Below are 23,240 nucleotides of genomic sequence, written 5' to 3'. Positions count from 1 at the left end.
CACCCGCAAAGCTAAGCTGCACAAGGGCTGGCAGGTTTTTTCGCCCATAAGAAACCCGTGAATTTCCAGCTTGCTGGGCCGGCTCTACACTGCCCGCAGGAACCACTTGGGGGCGACCGCCACTGCGTTGTCGTCCGCATCCGCCACGACGCTGAAGCCAGCCCGACCGAGCCAGTCACGGAGCACCGTTGCGCTGTTGCGCTTCAGAGCACCGTTCGCCATTACTTCCGGGCAAATCCCCATGCGCTGCGCCATCGCAGCAACCTTCTGGTTCCAGACCGAAGCGGCCTTGCGCCGTGCTGCCACCTTGTCACTGCCAACAATAGTCTTCAACACAGCCGCTACGGACTTCGCATCTTTGGACGCGGCATCGAAGAAGCCGCACAACTTCGGAATGCGCGAAGCATTCGCCCCGTATGCCATCCACCAAGCGGCACGGCCTTCGGGCGTCAGCGACTGGAAGAACGCCATCTGCTCAATCGTGGGCAGCTCACCCGGAGGCAGGTAAAACATCTGCCCGCAGCGCATCACCTCGAATTGCTTCCGAGTCGATCTGTCATTGCAGGATTGCCGCCACCTCCGGGGAAGGTTTGTATCCGTATAGTCCAGCATGCCAAGAGAAGCGATCTCATCGAGTGCAATCTGCGCAGCCGCAAGCGGACTGTCGTCTACGCTGGCCGCAGTGCCACCGCGAGCAAGCCGGGGCTGCAAGACCCTGTAACCGGCTTCTTCGAGCAACAGCTTGACGGACCAGCGCGCCGCCCTATTGGACAGTGCCCCTCGCTTCATGAACGCTTGCATTAGTGCCACGGCTTCATCTACGGTCCGGCCACGAAAGTCCGGCACGCTGCCCACTTCCGGCAGGCTGCGTTCGGAAAACGGCTCGTCCACCAGGTTCTTCACGGCCATGAAAACCTGTGCGTCGTGAGCCTGCCGAGCACGCCCCACAGCCTGGACAACCCAAGCAGGATCGACTCTCCCAGACGTAGCCAAGACGGCGTTGTAAGAGCCGGCAGTGTCATCAAAGCTCGTGCCGACACCGCAGACACTCGTGTATGCAACAAGTAGCCGGGTCTTCGACTGGACGCTCTCGACAATAGAGGGCGTGATGTCCGACTCCCAGTCAATGCCGTTGAGCCGCTGGACGTAGGCCCGGTGCGCCTTCTCGTCAGCATCGAACCTACCAAGTGAAAGGATGCGCCGCTGATCGATGCGCGCCTGCGCAGCCTTTACAAAGGCAACTAAGACTTCCATGTTATCGAAGGCCACGCAGCAGAGTTGCCCAGCTTCAGTACGGCGAACAACCTCATCTAGACACTCCCGGATCAGACTTTCACGCTTGGGGGCGTCGTCACCGGCAGCTAGTACAAGTTCAATTGGGGGAGCCTTGAAGTCAGGCATGCCCCATGTGCCGCCCGGTCGCTGCTTTGGTGCAACTCGAACGCAATCGATCCGGCGATTGGTCATGGCCGCAACGAGTGCGACATGCGCCTCGCCCGCCGTGGCATCCATTAGCAGGACCGGCGTGCTTGAGTCTCGTAGGACTCGGAAGAAGTCCGTCAGCACATCGACGCCCTTATCGGACTTTTCCGTACACATCCGGTGCAGTATGTAGCCCAACTCATCCACGACCACAGCGACGCGGCCACGACCCTGAACAACAGCCTCCGCAAACGACGGCAAGCTGTCGATACATGACACGAGCCCGCCGAACTCTGGAAAGGTACCGTCCAAGTACAGTCCGCGATCTTCCAGTTTGACACCCTTGTAGCCTTGAAGCGGACGAATGCCTGGGGTCGTCGCCAGCAGCTTTACCGCCGACGCCGCGAGATTCGCCAGCGGCGTAAGCCACAGCACTTGACGACCAGCACACTGCCAATCCTTGACGAACTCGACGGCATGGCCGCTACTCTTTCCCGCCCCTGTCTGCGACCGATCCAGCAGCATCCATCCGTCGGCAAGACCACGCCGGGCGGCGTTCATTGCGTCCCAGTCCGCGACTGTATGTGCAGCGCAGGCCGAGCGGGCTCGCGCATCCGCCGATGCCAGCCGCCCGATTTCCTCCGCAGCGCCGTTTTGCAGCAGATCGTACCCCGGCCCCTCCGGAGGACTCCCACCGGTCTGCAGGTTCATCAGATGCTCCCTGAGCTTGCCCCACGCTGTTGCTTGAGCCCCCGAGTCCAGGCCGAGCCTGATCCGGCTGTACCCCATCGTTACTATTGAGCCCATCCCTTGCCCCCAGTTTTCAACTGCCCCAAGTTTTGCCGTATGCCTGTGTCCATCTGCGTCGGCACCCGCGACCGCGTCTTCGTGGCTACACGCCCGTTCATACTGACCACCCGGCTTCCCCCATGACCTCCACTAGATCAGGCTCACCCTGAGCGAAGCGGAAGAACGCATCCCCCTGCTCGCGGGCCAGCTTGGCGAGGTCATCCGTCCGCCAGCCAGAGTCGTCCTGCACTTCCAGCCTCCCCGTTGGGTAAATCCGGGCTGTGTACTTGCCGTGCTGCACCTCCCGGAACTCGCCGCCGCGCTCGGCACGCTCCGCGTCGCACTGATCTAGCCAGCGATTCCTGCTTACGCGCTGACGGCCATTGGCTGTGAAGACATACGCCGCCTTATCCAGCTTCCCGCCCGGTGTCAGCTTCAACGGCGAACGCTTGGCAGCGCAGCCAGCGCACGACCCATCGCGCACCAGCCGGGATCGACTGCCGCACTTGTCGCACCGCCGCTCAACCACAAACCGACTTTCACCACGCATCCACGCGGCAAACCGCAGCGGGTCGCGGCATCGACGGCCAATCTTGCGCAGAACGGCCACGTCATCCTTCACCTGCCGGTGCAGCGCCCGTGTGAGCCTACTGGCCCCGACCTTCATAGGTGCCCCCAACGCAGGCCGCGAACAACCTTTTGCGCTGTACTGCGATGCACGCCGAACGCACGGCCAATGCTTGCGAAGCTTGCGCCCTCGGCAGCCATCCGGCGCATTTCCCGGACGACTGCCGCCGTCAGTACCGCACGGCCATTTCTGCTTCCACGCGCACCCCGGCGACGCCGCACGCGGTGCTTCGTTTGCGGGGGCGGTGCCGCCGCAGGCCCGACTCCGCGTGCAATAACCACTTCCACTGCGACAAACAAGTCGGCCAGTAGATCGAGACTCACACATGCTTTGGTGCTACTATCCTTTCCCTGCATTCAATCTCCTTCCGGCCTCTCGGGCCAACACAAAGGCCAGTCAATCCCTCTGATCGACTCAGCCTGATGGCATCACCCGCTGCAATCGGACGAACGCCTCCCTGGCCGCTTACGCAGCCATCCTGACCAAGCCTGTCGGATCACGGCTTGACCACCAATGCCAGTTGTCTGGCCCTAGTTGTTAAAGAACGCAGGCCGTCAGCTTTGCCGATGACCTCTCCTCGTTCGCTTTGCGAGGACGCAAAAAGGCCACCTCTCTTGCAGCCTCTAGGACTGGTTCGATTGGTGGCCTTGCCCGGTCTCAGGTAGCTCTAGACAGAGCCACCATCACCAGATGCGAGGTTCGCGCCCTATTACTGCGCAACCTACGAAGGGTGGACAGTAACGACGCACGGGAGTAACCCGCAGCCGCGTAGTGTATTTCGCACTTCGGACCGCTGTCAACGTGGGATTGCTGGTAAGCAGGAGCGTACTGCGGTAAGCCGCGCCGGGGCGCGAAGCGCGGAGGGCGCCCACAAGCGAGCTTGCGGGCGTCGGCTTGACCAACTGGTTAGGCCAGCGGTAGAAAAATAGCTATTTGCACTCATTCACGATGAGGCCGCCCAATGACTTAGATAGCTGAACCTCGAAGAAGCGAACATCCTTGCCTGCGGCTGCCTCAGCTAACCTCCGATAATAGTTGCGGCGCTCAGGAGTCATCTTGAGACCAAACGTGACTGAAACAAGCGGCCCAGGCCAATCGAACAGACCAGACGATTCTTCAACGTAGCGCCATTCGCGCTCGTAATTCCACACCGGAGTCTTTGTACTTATTGCGGCCCGAAACACTTCGTCTTCAAACGAAACCCTACCAACAGACTTGGTTCCACCACCGGGTGCTGCGTAGAATGTAACCTCGTTTTTGAAGCCGGTTTTGAAGGTGGGCTTTTCCAACGCATAGGTCACTGGCAGCGTGTGCCTTGGTTTGGTAAGCTTGCAGTCCGGGGCGCAACCGAACCCTAAAGCGATGCCAAAGTGGTTGCCTCCGTAGTGTGCCCACATGAGTTCATTGTCAATGGCCGCGCTGAGGCTAAAGACTCCAACTGCCTTTAGGCGCTTTCGCATGTCCTGAAAGATCGCCTCGGGACGCGACAAATCCCTTCCGTGATCTGCGTAGAGTTGCCGCATCGCTGCAACCTTCTGCTTGTGTGACAGTCCCCGGAATCGCTTCCACCAACGCTTGGTTTGACGTTCGCTGAGCGAAAAGAGTGTTGCTGGAAATTTTTGAACAGGCATGCCCACCATGCCCATCAATTGGCCTTCCTCAAGTTGACGAATTGTGGCCGCTTCCCATGCCTTGGGAATTTCTCCAGTTTTGCACTCCAGAGGATCATTGAGCTGACTTGGCGATGACAGCCAAACTTTCCTCTCTTTAAAGATGCTCTCCGTACGCTCCGAGTCATCTCGATACTTAAAGAGTGTAGACGGTGGAATAAGTGCCTCTTGCATGATAGGTACTTGGCTTGCGGCCTAACTTGTTATAAATGTCGAAGTGACAGATTAACATGTCGGGCTATCGTTTAACGCGGGACCGGCAAACTGCATCGGGCCGCGCCAACGGTAGCTTTCAGCCGTTCCACGTCTCAAAAAGACACGCTTAATAGAATCGACAAACAACGCAGGGTCTAGAACGCGTCATAGCTGCAAACCGTGTAACATTCGCACTGAACTCTGATTTAGGAATGCACACCCACCGGCCGCCCCTGGCTGCACTCGGCCAGTCGGCCCAGCGTCCGCTGCAACTGCGTGAGGTGCCACGCCCCGCCCGTGGCAGTGCGGATGCCAAGCGTGTTCAACTCCTCCACCATCGCCCGCCGAGTCAGCCCACGGGCCTGCATGCCCTCCAGCACGCCCCGCAGCTTCTCGGCGAAGGCGTCCGCCTGCTGCTGCCGCTCCTCTATCTTGGGCTTGAGATTCGCCGCGCCGGCTGCCCCCAGCGTCACGCCCCGCTCCTTTGCCGCTGCCAGTGCCGCCTTCGTCCGTGCGCTGATCTGGTCCCGCTCCCACTCGCTCATGACGGCGTGCATCTGTATCATGACCTTGTTCGCCTGCGGCATGTCCGCCGCCACGAAGTCCACACCCGTCTCCAGTAGGCCCGAGATGAAGTGAACGTTGCGGGCCAGCCGGTCCAGCTTGGCGATTACCAGCGTCGCCCCCTGCTTCTTGCACAGGGCCAGCGCCTCGGCCAGCTTGGGCCGCTTCGTCAGTGCGTCCGCGCCCTTGCCGGTCTCCACCTCCGTGTACTCCCCCAACACTGCCCACTCCCCGCCATTCAGGTACGCCTGGACGAGATTGCGCTGCGCCTCGATGCCAAGCCCGGACTGCCCCTGCTTCTGTGTACTCACCCGGTAGTACGTAACGAACTTGCCGTTTGCCATGCCTGTTCACCCCACAAATCGTTCGTTTAATGCGTGTACAACCACAATCTGGCAGGCGCTCGGCGGCTTGTCAAGGCCCCAACGCAGCGCGGCCCACTCCGCCATTCCGCTCCACCACGGCTAGGCGCGCTATGCATTTCATGCGTGTGCCTGCGTCGATTCGCAGGCGCATTCGGGAGGGGCATACGGGGGAAGTCGGCTTCGCGTGCGCGGTGCGAGTCCCCGCAAAAATGTCGATCGAAATTTGGGCCGGGATTGCGGTCCATGCACTCAAATGCCCCCCCGCCCCACCCACCCCCATCTTTGGAAGGGGATGGCGTCTTATTGCAGTCCCGTTATCCAACGTACACTATGGCTTCCTTTAACGACGAGAGGTTTTTATGAATGACTTTAAGAAGGGCGACGTGGTCGTTTTGAAGAGCGGCGGACCAGCCATGACAATCGAAGACATCGGCGACTACTCGTCTTATGGCGATAGTGACGACCTCAGCGCGAACTGTGTATGGTTCGAGAATAAAAAACGCGAGAACGCCGTATTTGGATTGCATACGTTGAAGCTCGCCGAGACTGGTGGAGAATAACTCACCGACGGGCTCCCGTGGCAGCGGTGCCTTAGCTATTGCGCCGCTGCACTGCAATTGGAGCACGTCGGGCGTTGGACAGTAAAATGACAGGCGGAGTCGATTATTTACGCGAAAGACGTCGGCCAAAAACTATTACCTTTCGCTTGGAAGGCATTGTGACGACGACAATAAGACCTTTCAGCGAATCCAAAAGTTCTGCTTGAATGAATCTCCGTTTTTGCGCACACAACTCGAGATTACTCAAGAATAATCGCGCATCAACCCTCGTAGGGCAGACCTCAAGACTTGGCCTCAGCATGACGGTTGGCTCACGCCTGTGCCACGTCAATTCAGTTGGCGCATTCGTTTTTGATGTATGCTCTGCGACACATCCGTGAAATGTATCTCAACGCAAAGGGCGGGCTATGTCAAAGATCAAGATCAAGATGAAGCTGACGGGATTCGAGCTGGAAATTGAGGGCTCGAAGGACGATGTCCCGGCGATCAGCCAAAGCCTCGGACGGCAGTTGCAAGGGCTACTGCAACCGCCCGAGGCGATCCTCAACGGCGAGTCCCACCCTGCATTGCCGGTAGCACCAGCCATCCTCCCAGCACAAGAACTTGATGGCGATGCGTCAGTCCGCAAGAAGCCACGTAAGCGTCGGGCAACTGCGGCCTCCGGCGTGGTAGATGTCGAGGACGGCAGCGCCGTCGATTGGCGGCACGACCCTGCGAAGTACGGTGTTCCCAGCCAATCGTGGAACACTGCGAACAAATCGCTTTGGACCCTCTACGTCGTCACTCAGGAAACCTCGGAAAAAGAGCTCTCTGGCCGCCGTATTGCGGCGACGTTCAACAAGCACTTCCGTCAAGCCAAATCGGTAACAGTCACCAATGTTACCCGGGACCTCGGGAAGCTCAAACTCAAGCGGCCTTCCGTTGTGTCAGAGGACACAACTAAGACACCGGCCGCCTGGTATCTGACCGAGGAAGGCAACAAGCACGTTCAGGGACTTATCGCAGAAGCGTTGGGACGTAACGAATAGCCAGCAGCTATGCCTTTGATTGACAAGACACGCCTCCTCTCGGAGCTAAGCCCGCCGCTGGACCATCTGCTCTGTTCTCAACTTCTAGACGAGTTTATCTCGGCGGAGCGCCGCTACATTCAGCGAGATTGGGAACCCGCAGAGCTAGACGGTGGGCAGTTTTGCGAAATCCTTGCCCGTATCTACTACCACCTTGACTCCGGCGTGTTGAGTCAGGGCAAAGACTTCGATGACTGCTGCAAGTACTTGGAAAATGAACAGGTAAAGCATAAGGTCCAACCCCGCCGCGACGCAATCCACGTCATCCGAGTCCTTCGAACGATCTACAAGTTCCGTAGCCAGCGCGGGGCCGTACACATTTCACCTAGCTATCAGCCCAACCACATGGACTCGAAGTTGGTGATCGAGTGCGTAAGATGGGCAATGAATGAAACGCTGAGACTTTTTTGGAGCGGGGACCGAGAATCTGTCGCGAAGGCTATTCGCGAACTATTGCAGTTCGACGTCCCCAGCGTCGGTATTTTTGATGGAGTCTTGCTCGTGCAGCGGACAGACCTCAGTGCCGAAGAAGAGCTTCTTGTCTTACTGCACTACGCCGGAGAAGAGGGGTTCAACCGTACTGACCTCGGCAAGTATGCGCAGCGAGCCCCCTCTACGATCACCAATGCGCTAAAGAAACTCGCGTCGCCGGATTGCCGACAGATTGTATTGTTGGGGAGCGGCAAGTATAGACTCACAGACCTCGGCTCTCGAAGAGTCCGCGAGCAGCTGTCTACAAAACTTCTTCTCCAGTAATAGCTGCTGCGCCGGGCAACCCCGCGATAGCGTCGGCCAGAAGTTTAGCGGGTAGCCCACCCCCAGCCCCGTAGGTGCCTGCAGCCCCTCCTTCGGCGTGCCCCATCAGGGCCATGCGTAACTCCTGCGATACTCCAGCGGCCCGGCACATGTCAGCGAACCCATGCCGCCACGAATGGAAGGTAATGCGCTTGTCCGTGATTTTGACCACCTTCCGCAGCAGCTTGCCATAGCGCTTACTAAACCCATCGGACACATTGCCGTATTTGTTTGCCTTGGCTGGGAATAGCGGACCGGTCCGCCCCTTCGCCCATGCAGCAAACTCCAGCACCTGGCATGAAAGGGGAACCCATCGACGGCTGCCGTCGTTCTTGAGAGTCATGGCAACGCCCTCGCTATGCTCGCCTTCGTCGGTCAACATAAGGCCGAGGTGCCCGTCCCGCTCCTGCATGTCCTCGGCGCGCAACTGATGCAGTTCGTTGAGCCGCGCCCCGGTCCAGCGGGCCAGCCTTGGCAGCCAGTACATGGCAGGGTCCGATTCGCGCATGCCTTCCGTGAATGCCATAACGGCTTGGGCCTGCTCAGGAGTGTATGGCCGACGCAACTCAACTGATCGCTTGGGCGGTGGAAGCTCTGCGCCTTCGGCAGGGTTGATGTCAATCATGCCTCGACCCTTGGCGATTCCCAGCAGCAGCCGGATAAAGCCTAGCTTCTTATTCGTGGTGGCAACGCTGTTGCCCGCCTCTATCCAGCCGTCACGCATGGCAACGATGCTCTGCCGCGTGATGCTGCGTATGCCCGGGTCGTTCGCCTCCCGCACAGCGCGGGCCACGGCATCCACAGTCTTTGCCGTAGGTCGCCTGTCGCGTCGCCAGATCGGGATGAGGGTGGACAGCTTCGCCCCACTGCTCTTCGTAGGGGTCGGTTCTATGCCGGGGGCGTCCACGCTCGCAGATGTGACGGGAAGCGGCAATGGTACGGCGTGATGCTCGGGGATAGTTGCGCCCCGCTTCAGGCTGAATTCATCGTCAAGCTGTACCGCTGCGCGCAGTGCAAGGCGTGACGCTGTAGCGCGTTCCTTCGTGCGAAGGCTGAAGATGATTTCTCGCTTGCCGTAGAGAGCAACGAGGTCAGCGGGGATTTTCTTGCGGAAGTAATAGACGCCGTTTCGGCGGGTGATGTGCATCGCTGACTCTCCCTCGGTGTAAGTGACACGCGGAAGGTGCAGCGGTGTAAGACTGTCTCTTAGCGGAATCCCCAGCCCCCGCAAGGGCTGGGGTCCACATTCGCCATTGCTGGCGGAGACGGAGGGATTCGAACCCTCGATCCAGGTTTTGGCCCGGATGCTCCCTTAGCAGGGGAGTGCCTTCGACCTCTCGGCCACGTCTCCCAAACTTGCGTTGTGTGAGGGAGCCACACAACGAAGCGCGTATTCTAGCGACGCCACGCAGGTTGGTCAATGAAAAATCGATGACTCAACACAAAATCTGCAGCGCCGCCAGAAAATGCTTACGAACGGATCACGCCTGTTCCAGTTCGAAGGCCTTGTGCAGGGCGCGCACGGCCAGCTCCATGTACTTCTCGTCGATCAGCACCGAGATCTTGATTTCCGAGGTGGAGATCATCTGGATGTTGATGCCCTCTTCCGACAGCGTGCGGAACATCTTGCTGGCGATGCCCACGTGCGAGCGCATGCCAACGCCGACCACCGACACCTTCGACACCTTCGGGTCGCCCGACACGCTGCCGGCGCCGATGTGCGTCTTCACGCCGTCGTCCAGGATCGCCAGCGCGCGCTGGTAGTCGGCGCGCGGCACGGTGAAGGTGAAGTCGGTCTTGCCGTCGACGGACTGGTTCTGGATGATCATGTCGACGTCGATGTTGGCGTCGGCGATCGGGCCCAGGATCTGGTAGGCGATGCCCGGCTTGTCCGGCACGCCCAGAACGGTGATCTTGGCCTCGTCACGGGCAAAGGCGATGCCGGAGATGACGGCTGCTTCCATTTCAGACTCTTCCTCAAAAGTGATCAGCGTGCCCGAGTGCATTTCCTGCTCGAGCGGCATAAGCGGGTCGGTCAGCGACGACAGCACGCGGGTCTTCACGCGGTACTTGCCGGCGAATTCCACCGAGCGGATCTGCAGCACCTTGGAGCCGAGGCTGGCCATTTCCAGCATTTCCTCGAAGGTGATCTGGTCCAGGCGGCGGGCGTCCTCGACCACGCGCGGGTCGGTGGTGTACACGCCGTCGACGTCGGTGTAGATCAGGCACTCGTCGGCTTCGATTGCGGCAGCAATGGCCACGGCCGAGGTGTCCGAGCCACCGCGGCCCAGCGTGGTGATGTTGCCGTCGTCGTCGATGCCCTGGAAGCCGGTGATCACAACCACGCGGCCGGCGTCGAGGTCGCCGAGGATGCGCTCGTCATCGATCGATTCGATACGCGCCTTGGTGTACGACGAGTCGGTCTTCACCGGCACTTGCCAGCCGGTGTAGCTGACCGCGTCGATGTTCTCGCCGTGCAGGGCGATTGCCAGCAGCGCCACGCTGGCCTGTTCGCCGGTCGAGGCGAGCATGTCCAGTTCACGCGGATCCGGCTGCGGCGAAATTTCCTTGGCGAGTCCCAGCAGGCGATTGGTCTCGCCCGACATGGCCGAAGGCACCACGACTACGCGGTGACCGGCGCGGTGCCACTTGGCAACGCGCTTGGCGACATTCTTGATGCGTTCCGTGGAACCCATCGAAGTGCCGCCGTATTTGTGAACGATGAGAGCCATCTTCTTGTCGACGCCAGCGATTGTGCAAAGCCCTTGAAAATACACGAACAAGGCTTGTCAGGCAAGGCGAAGGCGAGCTCTGCGGGCTTTCCCGATGTGATCGACGCGGCTGGTCACCGCCGCGACGAGGGCGCTCTGCGGGCGCTCAGCGCGGCGCGCCGGACACTTGCGGTGGCCGCGCATGCCATTCGACGCGCCAGCGCGGTGCCGCCGCCTGCGCCGGCCAGCGGTGGTGCATGCCGAGGCCGGCCGCAAGCACGAGCGTGTCGCCCGCCCACAGCAGGGGCAGCCATGCCCTGCGCCAGGCGGGGATGCCAGCCTCCTGGCAGGCCTGCTTGAGCGCCCGCGCCGGGCCGCCGGGGCGCAGCACCAGCCGTTCGCCGCCGGCACGCTGCGTCAGCCGCAGCGGCTGACGCAGCACGGCTTCCGGCACGCCGAAGCTGTCGTCGCGGTAGAAGCGCAGCTCGCCGCGCCATGCGGGCACGACGATGCGGTCCTCGCCGCGCCAGTCGAGCGACACGGTTTCGGGAGGGTGCGCAGGCGGCGGCGTGCAGGCCAGCACGCGGTCGCGGAAGCGGCGCAGAACCAGGCCGTCGTGGGCGATGGCAGGCTCGCCGCCCTCGTGCGCGACCAGTTGCGCGCGCATCGCCGCAAGCCGCGCGGTCGATGGCGCGCGCGCGCCGAGGTCGCGCAGCCAAAGCCGCAGCACCGCATCGGCCTGCGCCGCCGGCAGCGCGCGCAAACCGGCAAGGTCGAGTTCGGCCAGCGTATCGGCATCGCGGCCCGGATGCGCCAGCTGCGCCATCGCGGCGGCGGCCAGATGGTCGATCAGCTCGCTGGCCTGCGCGAAATGCGCCGCGGCCTGGACCACGTTGGCGCGCAGCGCGGGGAAGGCCGACACCAGCGCCGGCAGCTGCGCGCGCAGGGCGTTGCGGGCATAGCGCGCATCGGCATTGGAGGGATCGTCGATCCAGCGCAGCGCATTGGCGGCGCAGTAGGCATCGATCTCATCGCGGCTCACGTCCAGCCACGGCCGCAGCAGCATCACGCCGCCCTGCGCATCGAGCGGCCTCATGGCCGGCATGCCGGCCATGCCGGCCACGCCCGCGCCGCGAAACAGCCGCAACAGCACGGTCTCGACCTGGTCGTCCTGGTGGTGCGCGAACAGAAGCAGGCGCGCCCCGCTGTCGGCGCACATCGCCGCCAGCGCGGCATAGCGCGCGCGGCGCGCGGCAGCTTCCAGGCCTTCGCCCGCCGCCTGCCGTACCGTGACCCGGCGCACGAAATAGCCGACCTGCCACTGCGCGCATACTCCCTCGCAGAAGCGGTCCCATTCGTCGGCGGCATCCTGCAGCCCGTGATGCACGTGCAGCGCCACCACACGCGCCGCCGTGCCCTGCGTGGCGGCGCACGCGGCATGCAGCAGCGCGACCGAATCGCGCCCGCCCGACAACGCCACCGCGATCACCGGCGCGCCGTACCCAGAAACAACAAAGGCCGCACCGCCCTGCAGGGCCTGTGCGACCTTGTCGGTCAGCCGGGCGGACGGATCATTCCGGGGCGCCGGTTTCCTTGAACTTGCCATAGGCCAGCAGGCGCTCATGGCGGCGCGCCTGCAACTCCTTCACGCTCATACCCTGGAACTGGCGCAGCGACTCGGCCAGCGTGCGCTTGAGCAGCGCCGCCGTGGCCTTGTGATCGCGGTGCGCGCCGCCGAGCGGCTCGTTGACGATCTTGTCGATCAGGCCCAGCGCCTTCAGGCGGTGCGCGGTCAGGCCCAGCGCCTCGGCCGCTTCCGGTGCCTTCTCGGCGGTCTTCCACAGGATCGAGGCGCAGCCTTCCGGCGAGATCACGGCGTAGGTGGCGAACTGCAGCATCTGCACCACGTCGCCGACGGCGATCGCCAGCGCGCCACCCGAACCGCCTTCACCGATGATGGTGGCGATCAGGGGCACCTTCAGGCCGGCCATCACGTACAGGTTGTGGCCGATGGCCTCGGACTGGCCGCGCTCTTCCGCGTCGATGCCGGGGAATGCGCCCGGGGTGTCGACGAAGGTGAAGATCGGCAGGCCGAACTTGTCGGCCAGTTCCATCAGGCGCTTGGCCTTGCGGTAGCCCTCGGGCTTGGGCATGCCGAAATTGCGCAGGGCGCGCTCTTTCGTGTCACGGCCCTTCTGGTGGCCGATCACCATGCATGCCTGGCCGTTGAAGCGTGCCAGGCCGCCGACGACCGACAGGTCGTCGGCAAAAGTGCGGTCGCCGTGCAGTTCGTGGAAATCGGTGAAGATCTCGCGCACGTAGTCCAGCGTGTAGGGGCGCTGGGGATGGCGGGCGATTTGCGCAACCTGCCATGGGGTCAGGTTGGCATAGATATCTTTGGTCAGCTGCTGGCTCTTGCCGGCCAGCCGCGAAATCTCTTCGGAAATATCGACAGCCGAATCGTCCTGCACGAAGCGCAGTTCTTCGATTTTTGCCTCGAGTTCGGCAATGGGCTGCTCAAAATCCAGGAAGGTGGTTTTCATAAAATCACACGTACCTGTCTGTGAAGGGGCGCATTCTACCGGAAATTGGACGCCATCTTAGCGCCTGCCAGATAGCTTGCAATGCACCTGCTTCTGATTTTTCTTGTTCCGATGCCTAGTACGTCACAGGCAACGGGTCCAGACTACGCCACATATACCAGGTTGCCACCGTCCGCCACGGCTCCCAGTTGGCCGCCACCTCGCGCGCCTCGCTGCGCGTGACCGGTTCGCCGCTGAAATAGTTGGCGGAAATCGCATTGATCAGGCCGATATCGTCGAGCGGCAGCACGTTGGGCCGCATCAGATTGAACATCAGAAACATCTCGGCGGTCCAGCGGCCGATGCCACGGATCTGCGTCAGCTCCGCGATCACCGCTTCGTCGTCCATCTGCGCCCATTCGGCAACGTGCACCCGGCCCGCCTTGAAGTGGTCGGCCAGGTCGATCATGTACTCCGCCTTGCGCTTGGACAATCCGCAGCCGGCCAGCTTCTCGGTGCCCGCGCGCAGAAACTGTGCCGGCGTCAGCTTGGGGCAGGCCGCGTGCAGGCGCTCCCACACCGACTGCGCCGCCTTGACCGAGATCTGCTGGCCCACCACCGCGCGCGCCAGCGTGACGAACGGATCGCCGCGCGACACCAGGTGCGCCGGGCCATAGTTCGGGATCATCTTGCGCAGGATACGGTCGCGCTTCATCAGGTCGGCGCAGGCTTCGTCCCAGTAAGCGGGACGGACCGCGTCCATGACGGTCTCGACCGGCAGCGGTACCGCGTCGGCCTCGGGCAATACCGCCTTGGCGTTGCGCGTGGTCTTGGCCGTCGCCTTGCCGTCGGACAGCGGTGCCTCGCTGGCGCCCGCCTTGGCCGGACGCGGGCCGGCCGCCTTCGACCGGCCGGCGGCTGCCGGCACGGCGGCGTTGGCGGGCTTGCGCGCGGCAGCGTTCAAGCACGCCTCCACTCGGTCGCACCACCCGGCTTGTCTTCCAGCACGATGCCGGCGGCAAGCAGTTCGGCGCGGATGCGGTCGGCTTCGGCGAAGTTGCGCTCGGCCTTGGCCGCCTTGCGCGCGGCGATGCTGGCTTCGATTTCCTCCGCGTCGGGACCGTCCGCGGACTTGCCGCCCTGCAGGAAGGTATGCGGATCGCGCTCGAGCAGCCCCAGCGTGCCGGCCAACCCCTTGAGCTGGCGCGCGGCGCTGGAGGAGCCGGTGCGGTTGATCTCGCTGGCCAGGTCGAACAGCACGGACATCGCGATCGGCGTGTTGAAGTCATCGCCCATGGCTTCGGCGAAGCGCCTGGCATGCGGTTCTTCCCAATCGACCGCGCAGCCGCCGGGTTGCGTGTCCTTCAGCGCGGTGTACAGGCGCGTCAGCGCATGGCGCGCGTCGTCCAGGTGCGCGTCGCTGTAGTTGAGCGGGCTGCGGTAGTGCGCGCGCAGGATGAAGAAACGCACGACTTCGGCGTCATACGCCTTCAGCACCTCGCGGATCGTGAAGAAATTGCCGAGCGACTTGGACATTTTTTCGTCGTTGATGCGCACGAAACCGTTGTGCATCCACATGTTGACGAACGGCTTGCCGCTGGCCCCTTCCGATTGCGCGATCTCGTTCTCATGGTGCGGAAACTGCAAATCCGCCCCGCCGCCATGGATGTCGAAATGCTCGCCCAGCAGCGCGCAGCTCATGGCGGAGCATTCAATGTGCCAGCCCGGGCGGCCGCTGCCCCACTTCGAATCCCACTTGGTCTCGGGCGGCTCGCTGGCCTTGGCGGATTTCCACAGCACGAAGTCGAGCGGGTCCTGCTTGGCATCGTTGGCACTGACGCGCTCGCCCGCGCGCAGGTCTTCCAGCGACTTGCCGGACAACTTGCCGTAGCCGTCAAACTTGCGCACCGAGTAATTCACGTCGCCATCGCTGGCCTGGTAGGCCAGGCCCTTCGCTTCCAGCTTGCCGATCATGTCGAGCATCTGCGGCACGTAGTCGGTCGCGCGTGGCTCGTGGTCGGGGCGAATCACGCCCAGCGCGGCCGCGTCTTCGTGCATGTACTGGATGAAGCGCGTGGTCAACGCGCCGATGGTCTCGCCATTCTCGGCGGCGCGGCGGATGATCTTGTCGTCGATATCCGTGATGTTCTGCACATATGTCACCTCGTAGCCGGCGGCACGCAGCCAGCGATGCACCATGTCGAACACCACCATCACGCGCGCGTGGCCAACGTGGCAGTAGTCGTACACCGTCATGCCGCAGACATACATGCGGACCTTGCCGGGTTCGATGGGCACGAATGGCTGCTTCTCACGCGCGAGCGTGTTGTAGATGTTCAGAGGCTGCATGAAACGAAGTGAATGGTCAGGGGAGGCGGCACTGGCGCATTTCTGCCGCGCCCCATATCTTACCGGAAGGCGATGTGCCGGTAGGCCGCGCGCCGGGGGACTTGCCGCGGCCGCCCGCGCTTTGCCGACGCTTGCCCGGGCCATGGCTTTAGTGCCGGCCGTGCCGCTTTGCTAGAATGCCGCCGAGTATAACGGACCAGTCCTCAATGAGCCTGCTGCTGCCCTCCTCGCCTACCGCCGCGCTCGCCGCCGCGCTCCCCGACGCGTCGATTGGCGCGCCTGTACGCCCGCTCCGCCCGCGCCCCGCATTGGCCGCCGCGGCTGCCCTGGCCCTGGCGGCCGCGCTGGCCGGGCCCGCGCAGGCGCAGCACGGGCCGCTGTCGCTACCCGCGCCCACGTCGCCGCTGGATGGCATCCGCTCGACCGACCCCGGCATGACCCAGGCCCAGCAGGCCGCCAACGCGCGCCGCTATGACGACGCCATCAAGGGCTTCGACCGCGTGATCGCGGCCAATCCGCGCAACGCGCAGGCACGTTTCCAGCGCGCCTGGGCGCTGGCGCAGTCCGGGCGCGAGGACGCCGCCATCCAGGCCTTCACGGAAATGGCGGCGGACTTCCCCGAGTTGCCTGAGCCGCACAACAACCTGGCGCTGCTCTATGCCAAGCGTGGCGACCTGAAGCGCGCCGAGGCCGAACTGCTGCTCGCCACGGAGGTCAAGCCGGCCTTTGCCATCGCCTACACGAATCTGGGCGACGTTTACCGGCGCCTGGCCGAACAGTCCTATGCCGAGGCGCTGCGCCGCAATCCGGGCGATACCCGCGCCAGCGCCGCGCTGCGCCAGCTGCGCCCTGAGGCAGCGGCCGGCACGCCCGAGGCGACGGGCGCGACCGGGACCACCGCTGCGCCGGCCGGCAGCCGCAAGCCGGCTCCGGCACAGCGCCCGGCCCCGGCCAGTGCGCCGGCAGCCAACTGACGCCCCTGCCAAGATGCCCGGTCGCAATGGCGTCCGGGCCGTTTGAATCCCGACTCACCGGAGTTCCATCCATGATCCGTTCCCGTCGCATCGCCCTGGCCGCGCTGACCGCAGGCACACTCGCGTTGTCGTCGTTCAGCGCGCTGGCGCAGCAGAAGGCCGCCGAGCGCGTCCAGTTCATCACCAGCGCCGGCAAGTTCACGGTCGAGCTGTACCCGGACGTGGCACCCAAGACCGTGGCCAACTTCCTGGAATACGTGAAGAGCGGCTTCTATAGCGGCACCATCTTCCATCGCGTGATCAACGGCTTCATGGTGCAGGGCGGCGGCTTCGACCGCGACATGAAGGAAAAGCCCACGCGCGCGCCGATCCCGCTGGAAGCCCGCGGCGGCCTGAAGAACAAGGCCGGCACGCTGGCCATGGCGCGTACCAGCAACCCTGACTCGGCCACCGCGCAGTTCTTCGTCAATGTGGTGGATAATCCGAATCTCGACTACCCGCAGCCGGACGGCAACGGCTACGCAGTGTTCGGCAAGGTGGTGGAAGGCATGGACACGATCGACAAGATCAAGAGCGTGCCGACCACGGCCTACGGCCCCATGCGCAATGTGCCGGCCTCGCCGATCGTGATCGAGTCGGCCACCGTCGTCAAATAACACACCGTACAGAGGAAACCATGTCCAAGGTCCAGCTCCAAACCAACCAGGGTGTCATCACCATCGAACTCGACGCCGAGAAGGCACCGAAATCGGTCGAGAACTTCCTGTCGTACGTCCGCAAGGGCCACTATGACAACACCATCTTTCACCGCGTGATCAAGAATTTCATGATCCAGGGTGGCGGTTTCGAGCCCGGCATGAAGCAAAAGGGCACCGATGCGCCGATCGAGAACGAAGCCGGCAATGGCCTGAAGAACGACCGCTACACCGTGGCCATGGCACGCACCAACGCGCCCCACTCGGCCACCGCGCAGTTCTTCATCAACGTGGTCGACAACGACTTCCTGAACTTCACCTCGCCGACGCCGCAGGGCTTCGGCTACGCCGTGTTCGGCAAGGTGGTTGAAGGCACCGACGTGGTCGACCAGATCAAGGGCGTGCGCACCGGCAGCTCGGGCTTCCACCAGGACGTGCCGCTGGAAGACGTGGTGATCGAGAAGGCCACCATCGTCGAATAATCGTCGAGCAAGCCATGCACCCTGATTGCGGTGACGCGCACCCGGCCCGGCCGGCACCTCCTTCCCGGCCCCGCGCATGACCGCAATCCCCCGCACGCCGGTGGCCGGTCCCCACGAGGTACAGGCGCCGGCGTGGTTCATTTCAGACCTGCATCTCACGCCCGGCATGCCACGCACGCTGGCGGCCTTCGAGCGCACGCTCGAGCGCGCCGCGCGCGACGCGCGCACGCTGTTTATCCTGGGTGATTTCTTTGAATTCTGGATCGGCGACGAGGAGACCGACTCGCCGTTCGCACAGCGCGTGGCGGGCGCCCTGCGCGCGCTGGCCGCGCGCGGTGTTGCCGTCTACCTGATGCACGGCAACCGCGATTTCCTGCTGGGCGATCGTTTCGCCGGCGCCGCGGGCGCGCAGTTGCTGCCCGACCCCACGGTGATCGATTGCGCCGGCCAGCGCGTGGTGCTCAGCCACGGCGACATGCTGTGCATCGACGACGAGCGCTACAACCGTTTCCGCCGCTGGACCCGCAAGGGCTGGGTGCAGCGGCTGTTCCTGGCGCTGCCGCTGCGTACGCGATTGGGGATCGCACGCAAGCTGCGCGCGGACAGTGAAGGCAACCGCGCGCGGCAGGCCGCCGAGGGCGGCGGCGTACCGATGGTCTACGGAGACGTGGCGCCTGCTGCCGCGACCGAGCTCTTCGGCATGGCCGGGGCCAGGCTGATGGTGCATGGCCACACCCATCGCCCGGCGCGCCACGAACACGCTGCGGGCGTGCGCTGGGTGCTGACCGACTGGGACCTGGACGGGCGCCATCCGCGCGCCGCCGTGCTGCAGCTCGACGGCGGCGGGTTCCGACTGCTGCCGCAGACCGACTGAGATCGCGCAAAAAAGAAAGCGGCCGTTGCCGGCCGCCTTCTCTCCCTACTTCATCAGCTTGCGCAACTCGCTGGCATCGAAGCGGTCGTTCGGCGTGTTCTCCAGATGCTCGCCCAGCCGGTCCAGCGCGGCCAGCACGGCCTCGATGCGCTCGTGCTGGCGCGCGGCATTGTCGATCAGGCTCTTGAGCGCCAGCGACACCGGGTCGTCCGCGTTCGGTGTGATGCCGTAGGCCGAGAACTCCTGCCTGGCGCCCTGCTGCGCCGCCGGCGCATCGGGCAGGATGATGCGCGCCGGCACGCCCACCGCGGTCGCGCCCGGCGGCACCGGCTTGAGCACCACGGCGTTGGAGCCCACACGCGCGCCGTCCCCCACCACGAAGCCGCCCAGCACCTTGGCGCCCGCGCTCACCACCACGTTGGCGCCCAGCGTCGGATGCCGCTTCTGGCCCTTGTACAGCGAGGTGCCGCCCAGCGTCACGCCCTGGTAAATGGTGCAGTCGTCGCCGATCTCGGCGGTCTCGCCGATCACCACGCCCATGCCGTGGTCGATAAACACCCGGCGTCCCAGCTTCACCGCCGGATGGATCTCGATGCCGGTCAGGAAGCGCGACCAGTGCGAGATCCAGCGTCCCAGCCAATGGAAGCCCCCGTTCCAGCACACGTGCGCAAAGCGGTGGAAGACCACGGCATGCAGGCCGGGGTAGCAGGTCAGGACTTCGAGGCGGCTGCGCGCGGCGGGATCGCGCAGCATGATCGTGTCGATATCTTCCTTAAGGCGAGAGAACATCTTGGTCGTGTCGTGTTGCCGCGCCGTGCGCCGCGCCACGCAAGGCTTGCGCCTGGGGCAGGGTCGCCGGCGAGGTCGGTGGCCGGTGGGGACGGGATCAGGGAGTGTAAGTGATTTGCGGCCGGCGTTCTGGCGCCGGCCATTGGCCCCGGATCCGTCAGGGATTTTGCAGCGGCAGTGCGGCGATCAACATCGCCCCGGCGCGCGCCAACCCGCTGCGACGGGCCGACAGCGTGCGCGCTTGCCACGTACGCCTGCGTCGTCCAGCCTCAAACTGCCGCGGGTTGCTGCCACTGTGCCTGCTCCTGTTACGCCTTCCGGTCCGGCCGCTCCTGCGCCATCAGCATATGCTTGGCGATGCCGCGCAGGATGTTGACTTCCTCGCGCTCCAGCCCGCTGCGGGCCAGCAGCCGGCGCAGCCGCGGCATCAGCTTGCGCGGATTGGCGGGGTCGAGAAAGCCGATCGCTTCCAGGCCCGCCTGCAGGTGTCCGAACATGGCCTCGACCTGCTCCGCCGTGGCCGGCTCACCAGCATAGCCGATATTGGCGTCTGCCGCCGCCGCAGCGGCAGGCGGGATTGCATCGAGCAGCGCCAGCCGCATCTCGTAGGCGATCAGTTGCACGGCCTGTGCCAGGTTGAGCGAGGCATAGGCGGGGTTGGCGGGGATATGCGTGACCGCCGCGCAGCGCTCGACCACTTCATTGGGCAGGCCATAGCGCTCGTTGCCAAAGACAAAGGCGATATCGCCGCTGCCGGCCAGCGTCTGGCAGGCACGCGCCGCGGCGGCGCGCGGCAGCAGCCGGGGCGGCCCGAACTCGCGCTGGCGCGCGGTCATGGCCACGGTCAGCACCGCGCCGGCCAGGGCCGCGTCGATCTGGTCGACGATCACGGCGCCGGCCAGCACATCGTCGGCGCCGCTAGCCATGGCGATGGCATCGGCATGGCCAAGCACGCCGGATTCGCGCGGCGAAACCAGCACCAGGCTGCCGAAGCCCATGGTCTTGATCGCCCGCGCTACCGAGCCGACGTTGCCCGGGTGGCTGGTCTCGACGAGCACGAAGCGCACGCGGCCGAAGCCATCGGGTATTGCGCCGGTTGCGTGTGGCGCATCAGCCTCGCCCTCCGGGCGGCTCGTATCATTTGCCGGGTTCATATACAATTCGGGATTCTTCTCTGGCGCGGCGCCAGGTCATGGCGTGCCCGCGAGACTTTCGCGGCACACCCAGTATCAGACCGGCGACGCCCTGCGTTCTTCTACAATCCGTTGTGTTGTCAGCTGCCCATGAGCGGGCGCGCGGTGCCGTGGCGCCCCGCCGCGTCTTCGTGGCGGCCTGGAGAGATTCATGCATCCGATGCTCAATATCGCCGTCAAGGCGGCCCGCAAGGCGGGATCCATCATCAACCGCGCGTCGCTCGACGTCGATCTGGTGCGCGTCTCGCGCAAGCAACACAACGATTTCGTTACCGAGGTCGACCGCGCCGCCGAAGCCGCGATCATCGAGGTCATCCGCACGGCCTACCCGGAACACGCCATTCTAGCGGAAGAGTCCGGCCAGTCCTGGGCCGAGGGCGAAGACGCCCACGAATACACCTGGGTCATCGACCCGCTCGACGGCACCACCAACTTCATCCACGGCTTCCCGCAGTACGCGGTCTCGATCGCCCAGCTGCACCGCGGCACGCCGGTACAGGCCGTGGTCTACGATCCGACCCGCGACGAGCTGTTCACCGCCAGCAAGGGCGCCGGCGCCTTCCTGAACAACCGCCGCATCCGCGTGACCCGCCGCGACAAGCTGGCCGACTGCCTGATCGGCACCGGCTTCCCGTTCCGCGACCTGGAAGGCGTGGATGAATACCTCGAGGTCTTCTCGCTGATGACGCGCAGCTGCGCCGGCCTGCGCCGCCCGGGCGCCGCCGCGCTGGACCTGGCCTATGTCGCCTGCGGCCGCCTGGACGGCTTCTTCGAGCGCGGCCTGCAGCCTTGGGACATGGCCGCCGGCATGCTGCTGATCACCGAGTCGGGCGGCCTGGTCGGCAACTACAACGGCGAGCCGCGCCAGATGGAGCAAGGCGAAGTGCTGGCGGGCAACCCCAAGGTCTTTGCCCAGATGGTGCGCCTGCTGTCGCCGTACTCGCTCGACAACGCCAAACCGGCCACTGCCTGAGTCGGTGGCATGGCCTGATGGCCATCGCCTGCACAAACGCCCGCCGCGCCCCGGCGGGCGTTTTGCTTTCCGGCCGCGGCCCCTGGCGGCGCGCAGAGACTATTCGCATATTTCCCGCCGCGCCGGCCGGCCATGATCCCCGTCAAGGTCGCGTAGCCCTGCCCTCCCCAGAATGAATCCATGCGCCACGCCCCGTGCGCGCGGATCAAGCTGAGGAGAGCCCGCATGTTTCCCGAATACCGCGACCAGATCTCGCTCCTGAAGACGCAGGACGCCCACTTCGCCCGCCTGTTCCATCGCCACAACGCGCTGGACCAGGAGATCCACAACATGGAGTCCGGCCTGGTGCCGGCCTCGGGCTTCGAAATCGAACGGCTGAAAAAAGAAAAGCTGCAGATCAAGGACCAGCTCTACCAGATCCTGCGCCAGCGTGTGGCCTGAACGAAGGGCTGCACATGACCGATCGCAACACGCCTGCCGACCCTGCCCACACTCCTTCGCAGCCCCATGCCCGCCCTGCCTCGCGCGGCGATGTGCTGCCGACCAACACGGCCCTGTCCGCCGAACGCAATGAAATCAGCGGCGCCGTCGATGCCGCCGTGCAGGTGGCCGCCAGCAGCATGCAGGACATCCTCGCCAGCCGCGCCGGCCATGGTGCCAGCATGCTCGACGCCATGCGCACGCTGCTCGACGGCCTGGCACCCGATGAGGCTGCGCAGCTGCGCAGCCTCATCCTGGAAGGCGATCCCGGCGCCTGGCAGGCGGGCCGGCGGCGGCAGCCCGACGATGAACTCGCGGCCGGCTGGCGCGACGGGGCCTACCCTTACCAGAACCTGATGTCGCGCCGCAATTACGAAAAGCAGAAATACCGGCTGCAGGTCGAGCTGCTCAAGTTCCAGGCCTGGGTGCGCGAGACCGGGCAGCGCGTGGTGATCCTGTTCGAAGGCCGCGATGCCGCCGGCAAGGGCGGCACCATCAAACGCTTCATGGAACACATGAATCCGCGCGGCGCCCGCGTGGTGGCACTTGAAAAGCCCACGGAATCCGAACGCGGCCAGTGGTATTTCCAGCGCTACGTGCAGCACCTGCCGGCCGCCGGTGAAATCGTGCTGTTCGACCGCTCCTGGTACAACCGCGCCGGCGTCGAACACGTGATGGGTTTCTGCTCCCCGCGCGAGTACCAGGACTTCCTGCAGCAGGCCCCGGAGTTCGAGCGCCACCTGGTACGCAGCGGCATCCACCCGTTCAAGTTCTGGTTCTCGGTCAGCCAGAAAGAGCAGCGTCGCCGCTTCCGCGAGCGCGAGATCCACCCGCTCAAGCAGTGGAAGCTCAGCCCGGTCGACATTGCTTCGCTCGACAAATGGGACGCGTACACGCGCGCCAAGGAGGCGATGTTCGCGCATACCGACACCGCCGACGCGCCGTGGACGGTGATCCGGTCGGATTGCAAAAAGCGCGCGCGGCTCAACGCGCTGCGCTACATCCTGTCGCGCTTTCCCTATGCAAACCGGGACACCACCGCCATCGTCCAGGCCGATCCGCTGATCGTCGGGCGCGCGCTGGCCAACTGACTCCCAGGCGGCAACGCAGGACGCCGCCTTGCCCCTTTCGCCTCACTCACCT

At 64.1% G+C, this 23,240-nt stretch carries 22 protein-coding genes and 1 tRNA gene; 10 read left to right on the top strand and 13 right to left on the bottom strand.

Going from position 1 to position 23,240, the window contains the following annotated elements:
* Window positions 1–84: 84 nt before the first annotated feature.
* From VSR71_RS07335 to VSR71_RS07320, 4 genes are all read right to left on the bottom strand, one after another.
* Window positions 85–2,133, bottom strand: coding sequence for a hypothetical protein (locus tag VSR71_RS07335; protein WP_342913245.1), 2,049 nt, complete (start codon window positions 2,131–2,133; stop codon window positions 85–87).
* Window positions 2,134–2,326: 193 nt separating this feature from the next.
* On the bottom strand, window positions 2,327–2,821 hold the full coding sequence (locus VSR71_RS07330; protein WP_342913244.1) for a hypothetical protein: 495 nt from the start codon (window positions 2,819–2,821) through the stop codon (window positions 2,327–2,329).
* Window positions 2,822–3,768: 947 nt separating this feature from the next.
* A complete protein-coding gene (locus tag VSR71_RS07325) occupies window positions 3,769–4,683 on the bottom strand; it encodes a DUF2971 domain-containing protein (protein ID WP_342913243.1) in 915 nt (304 codons plus the stop codon).
* Between the two features lie 227 nt (window positions 4,684–4,910).
* Window positions 4,911–5,612, bottom strand: a complete 702-nt coding sequence (locus VSR71_RS07320; protein WP_342913242.1) for a recombinase family protein — start codon at window positions 5,610–5,612, stop codon at window positions 4,911–4,913.
* 380 nt (window positions 5,613–5,992) lie between these two features.
* Between VSR71_RS07320 and VSR71_RS07315 the strand changes: the two genes are divergently transcribed.
* From VSR71_RS07315 to VSR71_RS07305, 3 genes are all read left to right on the top strand, one after another.
* The gene (locus VSR71_RS07315) at window positions 5,993–6,193 is read left to right on the top strand and encodes a YodC family protein (protein ID WP_342913241.1); all 201 of its coding nucleotides are present in this window, start codon (window positions 5,993–5,995) and stop codon (window positions 6,191–6,193) included.
* A gap of 407 nt (window positions 6,194–6,600) precedes the next feature.
* A complete protein-coding gene (locus VSR71_RS07310; RefSeq protein WP_342913240.1) occupies window positions 6,601–7,221 on the top strand; it encodes a hypothetical protein in 621 nt (206 codons plus the stop codon).
* Window positions 7,222–7,236: 15 nt separating this feature from the next.
* A complete protein-coding gene (locus VSR71_RS07305) occupies window positions 7,237–8,016 on the top strand; it encodes a hypothetical protein (RefSeq protein ID WP_342913239.1) in 780 nt (259 codons plus the stop codon).
* Here VSR71_RS07305 and VSR71_RS07300 read toward each other — a convergent pair.
* From VSR71_RS07300 to cysS, 7 genes are all read right to left on the bottom strand, one after another.
* Complete coding sequence (locus VSR71_RS07300) at window positions 7,994–9,202, bottom strand: site-specific integrase (protein WP_342913238.1); 1,209 nt, start codon at window positions 9,200–9,202, stop codon at window positions 7,994–7,996. The two genes, VSR71_RS07305 and VSR71_RS07300, sit on opposite strands and share 23 nt — an antisense overlap.
* A 110-nt stretch (window positions 9,203–9,312) precedes the next feature.
* A tRNA-Ser gene (locus tag VSR71_RS07295) sits at window positions 9,313–9,406 on the bottom strand.
* Between the two features lie 130 nt (window positions 9,407–9,536).
* A complete protein-coding gene (locus VSR71_RS07290; RefSeq protein WP_342913237.1) occupies window positions 9,537–10,787 on the bottom strand; it encodes an aspartate kinase in 1,251 nt (416 codons plus the stop codon).
* A gap of 145 nt (window positions 10,788–10,932) precedes the next feature.
* The gene (tilS, locus tag VSR71_RS07285; protein ID WP_428979366.1) at window positions 10,933–12,372 is read right to left on the bottom strand and encodes a tRNA lysidine(34) synthetase TilS; all 1,440 of its coding nucleotides are present in this window, start codon (window positions 12,370–12,372) and stop codon (window positions 10,933–10,935) included.
* Complete coding sequence (locus VSR71_RS07280; RefSeq protein WP_342913236.1) at window positions 12,338–13,309, bottom strand: acetyl-CoA carboxylase carboxyltransferase subunit alpha; 972 nt, start codon at window positions 13,307–13,309, stop codon at window positions 12,338–12,340. The genes tilS and VSR71_RS07280 overlap by 35 nt, the downstream gene beginning before the upstream one ends.
* 115 nt (window positions 13,310–13,424) lie before the next feature.
* Entirely contained in the window at window positions 13,425–14,252 is an 828-nt protein-coding gene (locus VSR71_RS07275; RefSeq protein WP_342913235.1) for a DNA-3-methyladenine glycosylase, read from the bottom strand.
* A complete protein-coding gene (gene cysS, locus VSR71_RS07270) occupies window positions 14,249–15,637 on the bottom strand; it encodes a cysteine--tRNA ligase (RefSeq protein ID WP_342913234.1) in 1,389 nt (462 codons plus the stop codon). The genes VSR71_RS07275 and cysS overlap by 4 nt, the downstream gene beginning before the upstream one ends.
* 206 nt (window positions 15,638–15,843) lie before the next feature.
* Between cysS and VSR71_RS07265 the strand changes: the two genes are divergently transcribed.
* From VSR71_RS07265 to VSR71_RS07250, 4 genes are all read left to right on the top strand, one after another.
* Entirely contained in the window at window positions 15,844–16,611 is a 768-nt protein-coding gene (locus tag VSR71_RS07265) for a tetratricopeptide repeat protein (RefSeq protein ID WP_342913233.1), read from the top strand.
* A gap of 71 nt (window positions 16,612–16,682) precedes the next feature.
* Entirely contained in the window at window positions 16,683–17,267 is a 585-nt protein-coding gene (locus tag VSR71_RS07260; RefSeq protein ID WP_342913232.1) for a peptidylprolyl isomerase, read from the top strand.
* Window positions 17,268–17,287: 20 nt separating this feature from the next.
* Window positions 17,288–17,788, top strand: coding sequence for a peptidylprolyl isomerase (locus VSR71_RS07255; RefSeq protein WP_342913231.1), 501 nt, complete (start codon window positions 17,288–17,290; stop codon window positions 17,786–17,788).
* Between the two features lie 76 nt (window positions 17,789–17,864).
* On the top strand, window positions 17,865–18,662 hold the full coding sequence (locus VSR71_RS07250) for a UDP-2,3-diacylglucosamine diphosphatase (RefSeq protein ID WP_342913230.1): 798 nt from the start codon (window positions 17,865–17,867) through the stop codon (window positions 18,660–18,662).
* A 45-nt stretch (window positions 18,663–18,707) separates the two neighbouring features.
* Here the strand turns inward: VSR71_RS07250 and cysE are convergent, their stop codons facing one another.
* Entirely contained in the window at window positions 18,708–19,451 is a 744-nt protein-coding gene (gene cysE, locus VSR71_RS07245; RefSeq protein ID WP_342913229.1) for a serine O-acetyltransferase, read from the bottom strand.
* 308 nt (window positions 19,452–19,759) lie between these two features.
* Complete coding sequence (locus tag VSR71_RS07240; RefSeq protein ID WP_342913228.1) at window positions 19,760–20,605, bottom strand: RNA methyltransferase; 846 nt, start codon at window positions 20,603–20,605, stop codon at window positions 19,760–19,762.
* Window positions 20,606–20,795: 190 nt separating this feature from the next.
* Between VSR71_RS07240 and VSR71_RS07235 the strand changes: the two genes are divergently transcribed.
* The 3 genes from VSR71_RS07235 (at window position 20,796) to ppk2 (ending at window position 23,188) form a co-directional block, all read left to right on the top strand.
* Window positions 20,796–21,617, top strand: coding sequence for an inositol monophosphatase family protein (locus VSR71_RS07235; RefSeq protein ID WP_342913227.1), 822 nt, complete (start codon window positions 20,796–20,798; stop codon window positions 21,615–21,617).
* A 225-nt stretch (window positions 21,618–21,842) separates the two neighbouring features.
* Window positions 21,843–22,058, top strand: coding sequence for a YdcH family protein (locus VSR71_RS07230; RefSeq protein WP_209770687.1), 216 nt, complete (start codon window positions 21,843–21,845; stop codon window positions 22,056–22,058).
* A 14-nt stretch (window positions 22,059–22,072) separates the two neighbouring features.
* On the top strand, window positions 22,073–23,188 hold the full coding sequence (ppk2, locus tag VSR71_RS07225) for a polyphosphate kinase 2 (protein ID WP_428979361.1): 1,116 nt from the start codon (window positions 22,073–22,075) through the stop codon (window positions 23,186–23,188).
* The last annotated feature ends 52 nt before the right edge of the window (window positions 23,189–23,240 follow it).

It is taken from the genome of Cupriavidus oxalaticus, from assembly GCF_038900635.1.
GTDB lineage: Bacteria > Pseudomonadota > Gammaproteobacteria > Burkholderiales > Burkholderiaceae > Cupriavidus > Cupriavidus oxalaticus_B.
The sequence above is the reverse complement of the archived record's forward strand: the minus strand, read 5'-3'. Positions and strand labels throughout refer to the sequence as shown.